At 65.0% G+C, this 15,005-nt stretch carries 15 protein-coding genes; 7 read left to right on the top strand and 8 right to left on the bottom strand.

Annotation, left to right across the window (positions count from 1 at the left end):
* Positions 1-46: 46 nt before the first annotated feature.
* The 4 genes from BACI348_RS11920 to BACI348_RS11905 all read left to right on the top strand — a co-directional run bounded on the left by BACI348_RS11920 (position 47) and on the right by BACI348_RS11905 (position 3,489).
* A complete protein-coding gene (locus BACI348_RS11920) occupies positions 47-631 on the top strand; it encodes a hypothetical protein (protein WP_159826093.1) in 585 nt (194 codons plus the stop codon).
* 258 nt (positions 632-889) lie between these two features.
* Positions 890-1,669: an SDR family NAD(P)-dependent oxidoreductase gene (locus BACI348_RS11915; RefSeq protein WP_159826091.1), complete on the top strand. Its 780-nt coding sequence runs from the start codon at positions 890-892 to the stop codon at positions 1,667-1,669.
* Positions 1,670-1,753: 84 nt separating this feature from the next.
* Complete coding sequence (locus BACI348_RS11910; RefSeq protein WP_159826089.1) at positions 1,754-2,410, top strand: SDR family oxidoreductase; 657 nt, start codon at positions 1,754-1,756, stop codon at positions 2,408-2,410.
* Between the two features lie 245 nt (positions 2,411-2,655).
* The gene (locus BACI348_RS11905) at positions 2,656-3,489 is read left to right on the top strand and encodes an aldo/keto reductase (RefSeq protein ID WP_159826087.1); all 834 of its coding nucleotides are present in this window, start codon (positions 2,656-2,658) and stop codon (positions 3,487-3,489) included.
* Here the strand turns inward: BACI348_RS11905 and BACI348_RS11900 are convergent.
* The 4 genes from BACI348_RS11900 to BACI348_RS11885 form a co-directional block, all read right to left on the bottom strand.
* Positions 3,486-4,340: an SDR family NAD(P)-dependent oxidoreductase gene (locus BACI348_RS11900; RefSeq protein ID WP_159826085.1), complete on the bottom strand. Its 855-nt coding sequence runs from the start codon at positions 4,338-4,340 to the stop codon at positions 3,486-3,488. The genes BACI348_RS11905 and BACI348_RS11900 overlap by 4 nt on opposite strands.
* A gap of 154 nt (positions 4,341-4,494) precedes the next feature.
* On the bottom strand, positions 4,495-5,262 hold the full coding sequence (locus tag BACI348_RS11895; RefSeq protein WP_159826083.1) for an SCO1664 family protein: 768 nt from the start codon (positions 5,260-5,262) through the stop codon (positions 4,495-4,497).
* Positions 5,262-5,816 carry a DUF3090 domain-containing protein gene (locus BACI348_RS11890; RefSeq protein ID WP_159826081.1) on the bottom strand — a complete coding sequence of 185 codons (555 nt, stop codon included), beginning with the start codon at positions 5,814-5,816 and terminating at the stop codon, positions 5,262-5,264. Before BACI348_RS11890 ends, BACI348_RS11895 begins: the two co-directional genes overlap by 1 nt.
* Before the next feature lie 23 nt (positions 5,817-5,839).
* A complete protein-coding gene (locus tag BACI348_RS11885; protein WP_159826079.1) occupies positions 5,840-6,532 on the bottom strand; it encodes an MSMEG_4193 family putative phosphomutase in 693 nt (230 codons plus the stop codon).
* A 310-nt stretch (positions 6,533-6,842) separates the two neighbouring features.
* Between BACI348_RS11885 and BACI348_RS11880 the strand changes: the two genes are divergently transcribed.
* The 3 genes from BACI348_RS11880 (at position 6,843) to BACI348_RS11870 (ending at position 10,464) form a co-directional block, all read left to right on the top strand.
* Positions 6,843-8,612, top strand: a complete 1,770-nt coding sequence (locus tag BACI348_RS11880; protein WP_159826077.1) for an NAD(P)/FAD-dependent oxidoreductase — start codon at positions 6,843-6,845, stop codon at positions 8,610-8,612.
* Positions 8,596-9,462 (top strand): hypothetical protein, encoded by an 867-nt coding sequence (locus tag BACI348_RS11875; protein WP_159826075.1) that lies wholly within the window; start codon positions 8,596-8,598, stop codon positions 9,460-9,462. Before BACI348_RS11880 ends, BACI348_RS11875 begins: the two co-directional genes overlap by 17 nt.
* A gap of 180 nt (positions 9,463-9,642) precedes the next feature.
* A complete protein-coding gene (locus BACI348_RS11870) occupies positions 9,643-10,464 on the top strand; it encodes a nuclease-related domain-containing protein (protein WP_236557541.1) in 822 nt (273 codons plus the stop codon).
* Between the two features lie 525 nt (positions 10,465-10,989).
* Here BACI348_RS11870 and BACI348_RS11865 read toward each other — a convergent pair.
* The 4 genes from BACI348_RS11865 to BACI348_RS11850 form a co-directional block, all read right to left on the bottom strand.
* Positions 10,990-11,601, bottom strand: coding sequence for an NADPH-dependent FMN reductase (locus BACI348_RS11865; protein WP_159826073.1), 612 nt, complete (start codon positions 11,599-11,601; stop codon positions 10,990-10,992).
* 73 nt (positions 11,602-11,674) lie between these two features.
* Positions 11,675-13,186 carry a glycoside hydrolase family 32 protein gene (locus BACI348_RS11860; RefSeq protein WP_159826071.1) on the bottom strand — a complete coding sequence of 504 codons (1,512 nt, stop codon included), beginning with the start codon at positions 13,184-13,186 and terminating at the stop codon, positions 11,675-11,677.
* 2 nt (positions 13,187-13,188) lie between these two features.
* Positions 13,189-14,067 (bottom strand): carbohydrate ABC transporter permease, encoded by an 879-nt coding sequence (locus tag BACI348_RS11855; RefSeq protein WP_159826069.1) that lies wholly within the window; start codon positions 14,065-14,067, stop codon positions 13,189-13,191.
* A gap of 1 nt (position 14,068) precedes the next feature.
* The coding region (locus BACI348_RS11850; RefSeq protein ID WP_236557540.1) for a carbohydrate ABC transporter permease at positions 14,069-15,005 on the bottom strand (937 nt) is incomplete at its 5' end.

Below are 15,005 nucleotides of genomic sequence, written 5' to 3'. Positions count from 1 at the left end.
ACGGCGCACCGGCGGATCGTGGGCTACCGGCGGAAGGAATCCTACCGTGAGCAACTACATTGTGCGTGCCCTGAAGTTCACTTGTGTCGCCGACACCGGGCCCGATTGGGGCGGGACCGACGACCCGTACTGGATTTTCACGGCTCTTGACCCCGGCGCGCAACAGACCAAGACCACGCGGTCGGGAGTCTTCGCCGAAGTGTCCCCTGGCGGGACCCGGCTGTTTCCGCCAAACAGTGTGGTTTGGCCGAAACAAGGGGACATCGACGGTGCCCCGGGTCCTATCGCCCTCAGCATCCAACTCTGGGAGGAGGATCAAGGCAATGCGGAAGCGACCCGGAAAAAGACCGAACAGGAGTTGTCCGCCATTGGACACCTGCCGCAGCTTACGGACTGGGCCGCCCAGGTGGCGAGCGTCGTGGGATTAGCTGTCGTCGGCGCCGTCGAGGACGAGGTCATGGGAGCCAAAACATTCCTTCTCCAGCAGTCCAGGCTCGGAAAGCTGCTCAAAAATCCGGGAGATTCCTACGTTGAACGGTTCCTGTTCGGAGGGAACACGGGCGACCTCCTGTTCGAAGTGGCGGGGATACCGGACTATGAACTCTTTCTGCAGGTCGAAAGGGTGACCTGAGAGCCGACCGCAGCCGGCACTTCAAGCGCTGCGAGTTCCACGCCGTGTGGGAAAAGCCGTCCGGTCGGGGTGGTTGGCTGTCTCACCGCCGACCGCATCGTCCCACCCGCGGAAAACGCGCAGGCTGCAGTGCCTGAACAAAGTTGGGCCAGACCGTCATCGGCGCGAAAGTCCCACTTATAAATCAGCTGTTGCCACAGGCCCCCTGCAAGCAGATAGTGGAGGGAATTCACGGCTCCGCGGCAGGAGACAGCGACCATGGCGAACAACGGGAATCCGGCCCACGGATTGCTTGAGGGCAAGACCGCCATGATCTACGGCGGGGGCGGGGCGATCGGCGGAGCCGTGGCGAAGGCATTCGCCGCCGAAGGGGCAATGCTCCACCTCGCAGGGCGCACCGAGTCGACACTGCAGAAAGTAGCCCGGGACATCGAGAAGGCGGGCGGCAGGGCCGAGACCGCCGTCGTCGATGCCCTCAATGAAGAGCAGGTGGACGCCTTTGTGGACCGGGTGGCGAGGAAAAGCGAGTCGATCGATGTCTCCTTCAACTTGATCTCCTATGGCGACATCCAGCAGCCGCTGATGGAGATAGATGTTGATGACTTCACCTTTCCCATCACTGTAGCCACGCGCACCCACTTCCTCACCACCCGCGCGGCGGCGACCCATATGATCAAGCAAGGCTCCGGCGTCGTACTGATGTTCGGCGGTTCCGGACCGCAGACGCTCCCCGGGCTGGGCGGGTTCAAGGTTGCCCTGGACGCGTTGGAGGGACTGCGCCGGCAGTGGGCGATCGAGTTGGGCCCGCACGGCGTGCGCGTGGTCACCATGGTGACCGGCGGAATCATCGAGACCATTCCGTGGCAGGCAGAAGGCCGCGCGGAGATCGAGGAGGGAATCAAGAAGGCCTCGCTCCTGAACCGCACCACCACCCTGGAGGATGTCGGGAGCGCGGCATGCTTCATAGCCTCTGACAAGGCGGCGGCCGTAACAAATGCCACGGTCAACATCTCCAGCGGGGCGATCCCGGACTACTAGGACTTCCCGTAGTTCGGACGCCGCCGGATCTGGTAGCGCAAGGGGTGCCGCGACGCCGGGACCAAGGACAGGATGGGTCTATCGATGCGAATCGCAATCATCGGCGGCCACGGAAAAGTGGCCAGGGAACTCTCCAAGGTCCTGACTGCGGACGGGCAGGAGGTCACTGCCATCTTCCGCAACCCGGAACATACGTCCGACGTCGAGGCCACCGGCGCAACCCCCGTTGTCCTGGACGTGGAGAACGCGACGACGGCGAAAATCGCCGAGGCGCTCTCCGGTCACGACGCCGTCGTATGGTCAGCCGGTGCCGGCGGCGGAAACCCCGCGAGGACCTACGCCGTGGACCGTGACGCCGCGATCCGCTCCATGGACGCCGCTGCCCAGTCCCGCGTCGGCCGCTACGTCATGGTGTCCTATCTTGGAGCCGGACCGGACCACGGAGTGCCGCAGGACAACCCCTTCTTCCACTACGCGGAGGCCAAGGCGGCCGCTGACTCCTACCTTCGCGGCACCAGCCTTGACTGGACCATCCTTGGCCCAGGCGCGCTCACGGACAAGCCGGGCAGCGGGCTGATAGACGTCCACGTCAATGAGACCTGGCAGGCTGCCGAAACCAGCCGCGCCAACGTTGCCCTCGTCGCTGCGGCCGTGCTGGAGCTGCCCGCCGCGGTCGGCCGGACTGTCGGGTTCCGTGACGGCAGCCAGCCCATCGCTGCAGCCCTGGCGACGGTGGCCTAACCCATTCGGGGAAAGCGGGCACGTGGAGCATCCGGGAATCACCGGGACGCAGAAGCCGCACGGCGCCGATCCCGGACTTTGGGCACCTATCACGTCCTGATCCGGGGGAGTACATTGAACAAACACGTTGCTGCCGGGTAGGGGCACTGTCCGTGCAGCCAGCAGCACCACCCGACCATCCGGCAGTATCAACCGGCGGGCATGCGTCCCACTACTGGAACGGGCATTTTCTGACGGGAGTTACGATGCGCGAGATACTTCTTCCGTCCGGTGAAGCTGTTCCGGTGCTCGGGATCGGAACGTGGGGAATGGGTGAGGACCCTGGCAGCGCCGCCCGGGAGACGGCGGCGATCCAGATGGCCCTAGACCTTGGGATGTCCGTGGTGGATACCGCCGAGATGTATGGCAACGGCGCCGCCGAGGAACTCGTTGGCAGGGCGCTGGCAGGGCGCCGCAACGAGGCGTTCCTGGTCACCAAGGTCCTGCCGCATCACGCCACGCTGCGCGGAACCGTCGCCGCTTGCGAGGGCAGTCTGCGGCGCTTGGGGACGGACAGTATCGACCTGTATCTGCTGCATTGGCGGGGCACTGTTCCGTTGGCCGAAACGCTCGAAGCCTTTGAATCCCTGCAACGCGCCGGGAAGATCCGGCACTGGGGCGTCAGCAACCTCGACGTGGCGGACATGGAAGAGCTTTTGCGCCTGCCCGGCGGACAGAAGGTCGCAACAGACCAGGTGGTGTACAACCTGACCCGCCGGGGCATTGAGTTCGATCTGCTGCCCGGGTGCACCGGGCGGGGCATCCCGGTGATGGCGTACTCGCCCCTGGAACAGGGCAGAATGCTGGACGATCCCGTGCTGGTCCGCATCGCAACTGAACACGGTGTCAGCCCCGCACAGATCGCCCTCGCCTGGGTGCTCAGGCAGCCGCTCGTCCTGGCGATTCCGAAAACCTCAAGTCCGCAGCATGTCCGGGAATGCCATCATGCCCTCGACGTTCGGCTCACGCCCCGCGACCTGGCTGACCTGGATCGCGCCCATCCTCCGCCCACCCGCAAGCGGGCGCTCGAAGTGATCTAGCGGCGCCTTCGGGAACTCCATTCCGGAGACTGGTTGGCCCAGCCAGCATCCTCGAGCGCACCTGCGGCTGCCCGTTCCGGCGTAAGGGTGTTGTCCCAGCGCGCCGCATCCAGACGGGTGCCCGTTATGTCCGCAGAGTCCTCCGACGCGAGCCATAGCAGCGGCTCGATCATCACTTCGGGCCGCAGTAATTGACGGCGCACAGCCTCCGATACGCCGTCGGGGATCATGCCTGTGTCCGTCGCGCCGCCGGGCAGCAGGCCGTTGACTGTGACTCCCGATCCGGCGAGGTCCTGTGCCCAGATCATAGTTTCGGATTCGAGCGCGGCCTTGGTTGGGCCGTATGGCGAAAAGCCGGCGCGCCGCATTGTGTCGTGGTTCATCGTGATATTGATAATGCGGCCCCAGCGCTGGCGCAGCATGTGAGGCACGGCTGCCTTGGCCATGAGGAACGGACCGTTGACGTTGGTGTCGACGATAGTCCGCCAAGTGTCGCTATCGACTTCCCAGAACCGCGTAGGTTCGGTCAGGAAGGTTGGGCTCACGTACTTCATGCCGCGTCCGGCGTTGTTGACCAGGATGTGAAGCCCGCCGAAGGCAGCGAGTGCTTCGTCGACCAAGCGTCGGCAGTCGGCCTCCCGGGTCACGTCCGCTTGCAGCGCCAGCACGCGGCGAGTGCCGAGCATCACGTTGATCTTATCTGCGACCTTGCGGATCTCTTCCGCCTCTCGCGCGGCCGAGACGACGACGCTGGCGCCGGCGCGCGCCAAACCGAGAGTCATCGCCTGCCCGAGTCCGCGTCCGCCGCCCGTAACGATGGCAGCCTTGCCCTCTAAAAGTGGCGTCTTCATTTCTGCCTCCGTTATGTAACGTCGCGACGTGCAGGCGGGGCTACATCGTACATCCCTTGGCGATGACCCCTTCGCGGCGTCTCGCCGCACTTGGGGCCGCAACACGTGCTTGGCCGACTGCTGCACCAAAGGTGATGCCGTACGCCGTCCTTTTCTAGAACAGCGGCCAGGGCACCGAGGGCATCTCACCGCTTGGAGCCGGGAACCGCCCTGCCAAACGCAACCGTGCGCAGCGCGCGGCGAGTGAAACGATTTCTTCGGCGCTGAGCAGGTTCGCCAGGTTTCGGCCCAGCTCACCGTGCAGTCCGTCGATGACACGATCGATGCCGTCGCTTTCCTGGTCGGTCAGTGTGTCTCCCAGCCACCCCCACAGCACGGTGCGCAGCTTGTGGTCGCGGTGAAAGGTGAGCCCATGGTCCACGCCGTGCCGGTGTCCGCCTGACATGGCAAGGATGTGATCGCCTTTGCGGTCAGCGTTGTTGACGACGACGTCGAACACCGCCATGCGTCTGAGTTCCGGCGTGTCCTCGTGTATGAGGGCGACCATCCGCCCCTTCTCGTCCTGACCCTCGAGGACTTGTTTCCACCCGCTGTCCGGTACGTCGTCCGCCGCAACGAGATCCACCGCGTTCTGGTCGGGGTCAGTCTCCTGCCACAGTTGGACCATTCCTTTGCCCAAGGGACCATCGCGGAGCCAGGTGCGTGGCACCACGTTCCAGCCGAGGACCTCGGAAACCAGGTAGGCGGCGACCTCCCGGTGGGCAAGGAAGCCGTCGGGAAAATCCCACAGCGGTTTCTCTCCGGCTATCGGCTTATAAACGACCGTGGTGTCGCCGATGCTGCCTACAAAAGTGGCGTTTGACGCCGTCGTGATGCGCCCGGTGAGCGTCAGTTCGCCAGTCAGGAGGTCGGGTGCCGGCATCAGACCTCGGGCAGGGTGCAGACGTGCCCGTCGGCATCCACGGGATAACCGCACAGGGGGCAGGCGGGACGCCCGGCGCCCACCACTTCCCGGGTCCGCTTGGCGAACGCGCGGGCAGTGCCAACCGGCATCCGCACCAGCAACATTTCGGGCGCCTCAACGTCGTTCTCATCGAGTGAATCGCCGTTGTCATCAGTATCGACATCGGTGATCGGGTATGCCTCTATCACCACCTGCGCCGTCGTCGGGTCCCAACCCAAGGTCATGGCACCGGTCCGGAACTGCTCCTCGACCCCCTCCAGCTGGTCATTGTCGACAAGTTCAACGGGCGTACCTGCAGGAATGCTGAAGGGATTGCCCTCGAGGGTGATGAGCTGATCGAGGATTTCGTCAATCTTCTCAGCGAGCTGGGCCGACTGCTGCTTTTCCAGGGCGATGCTGACCATTTGCCTGCCTGTGCGTACCTGCAGGTAGAACGTTCGTGCCCCAGGCGCGCCGATGGTGCCGATGACGACCCGGTCAGGCCAGGAAAACTCGTGAACAAGTGTGGGCATGTCAGTATTTTAGGCACATGAGGCTAGCGCGCCGATTGCCCTGCGCCGCCGCCCACCGGTGCATCGCCGGAGTTGATGCCGTTCGATAGCCACGATAAATCCCCCGCGTCGGAGTTCGTCGCGTAGACGCTCGGACGAACAGCACCATAGTGCACGATCGAAACGGAGGCAGGGCCCACGTTGATGCGCTGGAACAGGTCGAGGTGCATACCGAGCGCGTCGGCGAGGATGGCTTTGATGATGTCACCGTGACTCACCGCCACCCACACCGCCCCCGCCCCGTACTCGGCCTCAAAGGCTGCATCGTGGCGTCGAATGGCTGCTACCGACCGAGCCTGCATCGCCGCCATGGATTCACCACCGGGAAAAACGACGGTGGACGGCTGCGACTGCACAGCTGCCCACAGGTCTTCGGCCGCGAGATCACTGAGCATGCGGCCTTGCCACTGCCCGTAGTCGCACTCAGTGAGGTCAGGATCGGTGGGCGCTTGAGGATTGCCCGCCTGGCGGTCGAGGATGAGCCGGGCAGTTTGCTGGCAACGCTCGAGGGGGCTCGATACGACTCCAGCCAGGGGCACCACTGCGAGTCGGTTTCCTGTAAAAGCTGCCTGCTCGCGCCCTACCTGGTCCAGACTGACGCCGGCCGCCCGACCCGCCAGCAGGCCGGCCGCGTTGGCTGTGGTGCGGCCGTGCCGCACGAGAATAACTGTCGCCATGCACCCAGCCTATCTACCCGCTCGATGGCCGTGCTTACCCCCAGGGACATTGCGGGCGGCGGCGAAGGTGCAGCCACCATCCCGGGCCATCACCTCCCAGGCATTCCAGGCACCCTGTTCCACCGGGTGTTGCGGTGAGTCCACTGGGTGTTGCGGTGAGGCTGATTCCCGACGCAGGGCTGTCCTCCATAGGGGTACGATTCAGCCCGGACCGAACTACCTTTCGGAGTCCACGCGACCCCTTGTCCCCAATGTCCCGGCGCGAGTATCGTGGGCGCCACCGAACCCTTGAACCGGAAAGACGGCGGCCATGGATCACTCGGTTCCGGTCATGCTGATTGCCACCCCAGACCCGACCTCCCGGCGAATTCTTGGAGATGAGTTACGTCGACGCTACGGTGCCGACTACGAGGTGCTGACCTGCGCCGGCCACGCCCACGGGCGGGCGGTGCTTGAGGGGCTCCGGCGCTGGGACCGCCAGGTCGCCCTCATCCTCGGGTGCTACGGACCGGCTGATCGGGGAGGACTCGATTTCCTGCGGCGTGCTTATGGCTTCCACCCGGCCGCCAAGCGTGCCGTTGTGGTGACATGGGGCGACTTCGCCAGCGCCCCTACTGTATTCCGCGCCATTGCCCAAGGGTATGCGGAATTGGTGATCATACGACCCGAACGATCGCGTGACGAAGAGTTCCACGGGGCGATCGCCGACGCCCTCGATGACTGGCACCTGGCCCAGGGTGTCGGGTTCGAGGCGGTCCGGCTGATCGGGGAGGTAGGCGACGAGAGAACGCATATGTTGCGCGACTCCCTCAACCGGAACCACATTCCGGTGGGCTTCCACCCGGTCGGGTCCGAGATGGCCGAACGCACCTTGGAGAGCCTGGGCCTGCGCAATCCAGTGCTGCCGGTCATGGTGCTGGAGTTCACGGCTCCCCCCATTGTCCTTGAGAACCCCAGTGACCTGGAGATCGCCGAAGCGATGGGAGTGACGCGTCCCCCGCCGGCGGACAAAATCTTCGATGTGGTGGTGGTGGGGGCCGGCCCCTCCGGTCTCGCGGCCGCCGTGTATTCCTCCTCCGAGGGCCTCTCCACCATGGTGGTGGAGGGAGAAGCTGTGGGAGGACAGGCCGGCACCAGCTCCTTGATCCGCAACTACCCGGGCTTCTCCCGCGGCGTGAGCGGCGCCCACCTGGCCTACCGGTCATTTCACCAGGCCTGGACTTTGGGCACGGACTTCCTGTTCCTGCGGAAGGTGGACGGGCTCGGGCTGGATGGAGAACTGTACGCAGTGTCGATTTCCGATGGCAGTGCGGTGCGGTGCCGCACAGTGGTTGTCGCCACCGGGGTGGATTACCGTCGCCTCGGCATACCTCAGTTGGAAGATCTGGTGGGCAGGGGCGTCTTCTACGGGGCCACAGTCTCCGAGGCGCCCTCAATGACTGGAAAACACGTCTGTGTGGTGGGTGGCGGCAACTCGGCAGGGCAGGCAGTTCTGCACCTCGCGAAGTACGCGAGGAAGGTGACACTGCTGGTGCGCGGACCCACTCTGTCAGCCAGTATGTCGGAGTACCTGATCTCCCAACTTGAGGCCACCCGGAACGTTGCGATCCGCTACAACACCAGGATCGTGGGGGCCCGCGACCAGGACGGATTCCTTGCCGCGGTCAAGGTCGCGTCGTCGGTAGCCGCGGACGCAGCCCCGGGCGAAGAGATCGAAGCGGGCGGCTTGTTCGTGCTGATTGGTTCGGTGCCCCGGACCTCCTGGCTGCCCGAAACCGTACAGCGTGACCAGGCCGGTTTTCTGCGCACGGGCGTCGGCCAGGATGTCGCTGACGCCGGCCCAGCCGGGACTGGGAGACCGCCACTGGCACTGGAAACCAGCATGCCCGGCATATTCGCAATCGGCGACGTGCGGGCCGGTTCGATCAAGAGAGTGGCGACAGCTGTGGGGGACGGCGCCACCGTGGTTTCGATGCTTCATGCCTGCCTGGCCGAGACCCGGGGGCCTGCCGGTCACCCCGCCGGCCGTGGTGAGGCAGCCCCGCCTAAGGAGCGGCCAGGTGATGTCCGCCCCGACTGAGCTCACACCGTTGATTGCGCCGATGCGGTGGCTGCTCTACGTCGCTGCCTTCCTGGTGTTCCTTGCCGGGCTGGTGCTGTTTGTGTTCCCGCTCCGGACTGCGGACTGGTTCGCCTGGACAGTCAATCCGCCCATGACTGCCGTTTTCCTCGGTGCAGCCTATTGGTCGGCCGCCGGCCTCGAGGTGACGGGCGCCCGCTCGGCGGGCTGGGAATCAGCGAGGCTGGCCGTGTGGCCGGTGTTCGTTTTCACAACCCTGACCCTCGGAGTCACGCTGCTTCATCTCGATCGCTTCCACCTGTGGCCGGGCAATGCCGTTCTCGCCCAGGTAGCCACATGGGCATGGTTGGCAATCTATGCCGTCGTGCCCGTGGCGATGGTGGTGATCAGCTGGATGCAGCTCCGGTCCCTGCGTCCAGGCCCAAGGCCCGTGACAGTGGGCCGGCCAGTGCTGCCCCTTGCGCTCCGGATGCTCCTGACGGGCATCGCCGGAGTGCTGCTGCTATATGGCATAGCGCTCCTTGCGGCACCCGTTCAGGCCGCGACCTGGTGGCCGTGGCAGCTGTCCGAGCTTACAGCGAGGGCGATTGGTGCGTGGCTGATCGGTCTTGGGTGGGTGGCCGCGCAGGGCCAGTCGGGCCGCGACCTCCGCACCGTCCGCCCCGTTGCCCTGACCTCAGTCGCTTTCGTCATTCTGCAGGCGCTTGCCCTGCTGCGGTATGGCAGTGCCCTCACTTGGCCGAGCGCACCTGCGATCGGCTTCGTGACCGTACTGCTTGCCATCGGCGTGGCCGGTGGATGGGCACTCGCACTGTCCCGTTCGCCGGTTGCCCGGACCGGAACTGCCTGAGCGGCGTTCCCCCAGTGGAAGCCATCCGAGGCTGGCCGCCACCTGTGGGTCCCCTTCCGCAAGAAGTGCGCCACGTTGAGCAAGGATTCCGGCAAGATTCGGGCGGTGCCCTGTCAGTCGCCGTCAGCCTCAGGTCTCGCGCCCTAAGCTCTGGAACATGCGACTTTTGAGCGGCCGGCCATGACCTTCGAACGCACTCCTATGCTCCTGGGCGGGCGGGTGCCCGGCCAGGCCGTTATGGAGGAACTGATCGCGGTCCAAAGCCTTGCGCGCCCCCGTACCTGGCTCCAGCGACTGTTCGGCTCCAGTCCTCTCAGTCCTGAGAGCCAGCCTTGGTACAAAGGAGCTCTCGGCGAGATTGCGGTCGGGCGGATCCTTGAGCAGCTGGGCCCGGAGTGGTTGGTGCTGCACGCCATTCCGGTAGGGAAAGGTTCTACGGACATCGACCATGTGCTCGTGGGCCCGGCCGGGGTCTTCACTGTCAACACGAAGAACCACTCGGGCCAACCCGTCTGGGTAGCCGGCCGGACACTCATGGTGGCAGGCAAGAAGACACGCCATCTTTACAACGCCGCCTTCGAGGCGTCGCGGGCGTCGAAGCTCCTCGGCGCCGCCGTGGGCACCGCCGTCGACGTCACCCCCGTGGTTGTGGTGGTGGATCCCAAGAGCCTGACGATCAGGTCCCAACCTGAGCAGGTTGTGGTAGTCAGGGACAGGCAGCTCCTTCAGTGGCTCGGGCGTCGAAGGCGCGAGCTGGGACCGTCAGAGATGGGTCGGATCGCCGCTGCCGCCGTTCTTGCAAGCACGTGGCACCGAAAGCCGAGCCCAGCGGGCGATCCGGAGGCCCTGCAACACAGTTTCAGTGAGCTCCGGCTGCTGGTGGAGCAGGCCCGACGGCGGCGGGCAGCTTGGGCGCTTAGCGTTCCGGTTACCGGACTGCTGATGTTGGCCAACGCGGGCAACATGGCGGCAGCCATCGTGCAATCCCTCACCGGAAGGTGACGCTGACACGCATCTCCGGGGGGTCCTGCCCATAAACGAACAGAACCGCCACCGAGCCGCGGCGGAGGGATGGCTGAGCTGTCCGAACCCGACGCTGTCATGGAACCGGTGGTTGAGCCTGTCCGAACCCGAGCTGGGGACTGCAACTCCGGTGGTTGAGTGTGCCGAAACCGGGTGTGGCCGTGTTCAGCCGTGGGCGTGCAGGAACCTCTCGAGTCCGTCTTCTCCTGGCGAGAGCCTGGTGTAGATGAAGTCCGGTGGGCCGCCGGTCACTCCCAGGGGCGGGGTAAGGACGTGGTGGGGCCAGTGGGGTGGTTCCCAGTCCTGGTGTTCGCTTTTGTAGTGCCTGCCGGTGGGGGAGGTCCAGCCNCGCCGGCAACATCCTGGAACCGGAAGCTGTCCCCGCCCGGTAGCCGGTTCCTCCCCGCCCGGTAGCCGGTTCCTCCCCGCCCGGTAGCAGGTCCTCCCCGTCGGCATCACGGGGAGGACTTCACTGCCTCGCCTGGAACAGGCACCGAACGAGTGTCAGGCGCTCAAGTTCGGCCGCGCTCCGGGGTCTTCGTCGCCGGACTGGTCGAGTTCGGGGCGAAGTACTTTCAGGGCGCCGGCCCAGGCAACCACCTGGTCGAACAATACCGGCAGGACCTTCTCCGCCCCTTCGGAGGGCTTGAAGGTCCGGTAGTTTTCAAACTCGGCGGCGAAGGGCAGCGCCGCCTGGGCCCGTACATCGGCCAGCTGCAGCTCGCCAGCGACGGCCCGCAGCTGTTCCACCGCCCGGATGCCTCCGGCGCTGCCGTAGCTGACAAAAGCGGCAGCTTTGTTGTTCCACTCCTTGTACAGGTAATCCAGCGCATTCTTCAGTGCAGCCGGGATGGAATGGTTGTACTCGCCGGTCACAAAAATGTACCCGTCGAACTGCTCCACCGCCCGGGCCCAGTTCCTGGTGTGTTCATGATGATATTGGCCCCGGGACGGCGGAACCGGCTCATCGAGCAGCGGCAGATCAAAGTCGGCAACGTCGAGGAAATCGAACCTTGCGTCAGTGCGCTCCCGCGCCCGCGAGTACACCCAGTCAGCTACAGCCTTGCCCAGTCGTGACGGCCGGGTGCTGCCCAGCACAATGGCGATGCGGATCATGGCAGGTCAACCCCTTTCACAGCCAGTTACCTGACATGATTCACAACATGTACGGCGCCGGAATGCTTCCGGATCAGCGCCCGACGACGTCGAGCGCCACGAGGTGCGCGCCCTCACCTTCGGCGAAGATCGCCAGAGCCGTGCCAGCCTCTGCGGGGAACACCAGGTCCGTGATCGTGGCGAGCCCGTCCTGGGCGAAGACCTCCACCGAGCACCGGTCCAGGTAGATCCGCAGCCGAAGACGGCCCTCCTGCAACGGCACGGCCACCGATTCCACGGACGAAAAGGCTTCGTGGAAGTCCACATGCCCGGATTCCCGCCGGTCCAGCCGCAGCATCCCGTCGGCGGTGTCGTAGCGGATGAGCGTGCGCTGGTCATCGCCGGCGCGGAGAACCAGCCCAACGCCGGCAGCCGTACCCGGCCGGAACTCAACATCGAGCCGGGCCACGGACGCCGGCGTCGGGAGTTCCATAAGTCCGGATGCCATGGGCTTCGCGTCAAGCCGGAAGGCCTCCGCGTCCAGGCCGGCCAACGGATCGATGGCCTCCTGCCGCAGCACCACTGCGCCGTCCACCCGGGTCAGCGAAACCTCCCGGGGCAACGACATCGCACTCCGCCAGCCCCCGGTAGGCGTCTGGCGCGCGTAGTCCCAGTTGTTCATCCAGCCGATCATGATCCGCCGGCCGTCCGGCACATTGCCGAACGAGACAGCTGCGTAGTAGTCGCGCCCCCAGTCGAGCCACCGGTAGTCCCGCATCCGGCTGTCATCCTGTTGGAGGCCCTCGGTAACGGTCGTCTCCGAACGGAACGCCACGCCGTCGAACGCTCCCACGAAGTACTGCCCCGCTGAGCCGCCGGCGATGCCGCCCGGGTTGATGTTCACGATCAGGACCCATTTCGAGTCACCGGTTCCGTCCACAGGAAGCTCGAACAAGTCCGGGCATTCCCAGACGCCGCCGGTGGCATTGGCAGGGCCGAAGGTGCTCAGCTGCTCCCACGCTTTAAGGTCGACGGACTTGTAGAGCACCACCTGGCGCTGCACCGCCTCTACGGCGACCATTACCCAGTAACTGCCCGCGTCGCCGTCGTACCAGAAAACCTTGGGGTCGCGGAAGTCCGTGGACGCACGGTCCAGGACGGGATTGCCGTGATACTTGGTCCACGTCCGGCCCTCATCCAGGCTGTACGCCAGGGACTGCGCCTGCCGGCCGGCCAACGGGGCGGCCTCGCTGTACGCGCTGGTGTAGATGGCTACCAGTGGGGGATTCGCAAGCGTGCCGAAACCGGTGGTGTTGTGCTCATCGAACACCGCCGAGCCGGAGAAGATGGCCTCGTGCCCGTCGCAAGGGATGGCCACCGGCTGCTCCTCCCAGTGGAGCAGGTCCCGGGAAGTGGCATGGCCCCAGGACATGTTGCCCCAGTCCGGGCCGAACGGGTTGTGCTGGTAGAAGAGGTGGTAGGTGCCGTTGAGGTACACCAGGCCGTTGGGATCATTGAGCCAGTTGCGCTCTGCAGTGTAGTGGAACTCAGGCCGGTAGCGGTCGGTGGCGGCCACCGTGGGAAGCGCCGTCGTCAGTGAATTCATGGTCAGCCCTTCACGCCGCTGGAGGCGATGCTGTTGACGAACGAGCGCTGGAAGGCGATGAACAGCACCACCACCGGAACGGTGATGAGGGAAGCGTAAGCCATCACTTCACCCCAGGAAACGTTCAGCTGGAAGAAGTACTGGATGCCGATCATTACGGGCCGCAGTTCCTCGGACTGGACCACCATCAGCGGCCACAAGTAGGAGTTCCAGGCCGGCAGGAAGGTCAGGATAGCCACCGTTGCCGTCGCGGGTCCGGACAGCGGCATCACCACCTGGCGGTAGATCTTGAACCAGCCGGCGCCGTCGATGCGGGCGGCCTCGTCCAGTTCCTTGGGAATGGACTCGAAGTACTGGTGGAACAGGTAGACGGAGAAGGCGTTGGCGATGAAGGGGATGATCTGCACCTGGTAGGTGTCCAGCCAGCCCTTGGAGAACTCAAGGCTAAAGCCGTTCAGCTCGAAGTAGGGGAGCTGGTTGACCCACCACACCAGCGGCAGCGCCAGGGTCTGGAAAGGCACGATCAGGGTGGCCAGGATGGCCGTGAACACGATCTTCTTGCCCCGCACCTGCATGCGGGACAGGGCGAAGGCGCAGAGGCTGTTGACGAAGATGCCCAGGATCACCGTGACGGCGGAGACGCCCACCGAGTTGAGCAGGAACCGTGCGGCGGGGACACGGTCAAAGACGGCCGCGTAGTTGTCGAACGAGATGTTGCCGATGGGCAGGAATGCGGCCAGGGAGGACATGTCGCCGAAGATCTGCTGGTCCGGCTTCAGCGATGAGACCAGCATAAAAACAATGGGGAAGGCGGCCACGACGGCGAAGAGGATGCGCACCAGCATGGCGCCGGCGCTTCGGAGGAGCAGTTGGTTTTTCATGTCAGTCTTTCTCCCGGGTGAGGTAGCGCTGCACCGCGGAGACAATCAGGACGAGGACGAAGAACACCAGTGAGATGGCGGAGGCGTAGGAGGTCTCCTGCTGCCGGTAGCCGGACTGGACGGCCTCGTAAATGATGGTGGTGGTGGAGTCCATGGGCCCGCCCTGGGTCATCACGCTGATCTGGTCGAACAGGCCAAGGGCCTGGATGGTGATGGTGACCAGCACCAGGCTGCGGGTGTGGAACAGGCCCGGCCAGGTGACGTAGCGGAACTGCTGCCAGCGGCTGGTGCCGTCCAGCTGGGACGCCTCGTACAGCTCGCCCGAGATGCCCTGCAGCCCGGCGAGCCAGATGATCATGTGGAAACCGGCCGCCTGCCAGATGGACAGGATGATGATGGCCGGCATGGCCGTGTTGGGGTCGCCCAGCCAGTCCGGGCCGTCAATCAGGCCGAAGCTGACGGCGGCGAGGATCTCGTTGATCAAGCCGTCCTTGCGGTACATAAACAGCCACAGCAGGGAGACCACCACCATGGAGGTGACCACGGGCAGGAAGTACACAGTGCGGAAGAAGTTCACGCCGCGGAACTTCTTGTTGATCAGCAGAGCCATGACCAGGGCCAGGCCGGACTGCACGGGGACGATCACCACGGTGAAGTAGGCGACGTTGAGCAGCGCCCGGTAGAACGTGGGGTCCGTGAACAGACGGGCGAAGTTGTCCACACCCACGAATTCCACCGGCCGCGGCGAGATGAGCCGCGCATTGGTGAAGGCCAGGCCGAAGCCCAGGATAGCCGGGATGAAGATAAAGGCCAGCAGGAGCACCGCTGCCGGGGCGATCATGCCCCAGCCGCTGAGCTGCTCGCGGCGGAAGCCGGGCCGCCGGTGGGCAGCGGGTTTGGCGTTCGACGGCGGTGTGGCGGCGTGGGTGCCGGAAGGG

Origin of the sequence: Arthrobacter sp. 9AX, from assembly GCF_902506095.1 — a bacterium.
GTDB lineage: Bacteria > Actinomycetota > Actinomycetes > Actinomycetales > Micrococcaceae > Arthrobacter.
Note: the sequence above shows the minus strand (reverse complement) of the source record. Positions and strands in the feature narration are given on the sequence as shown.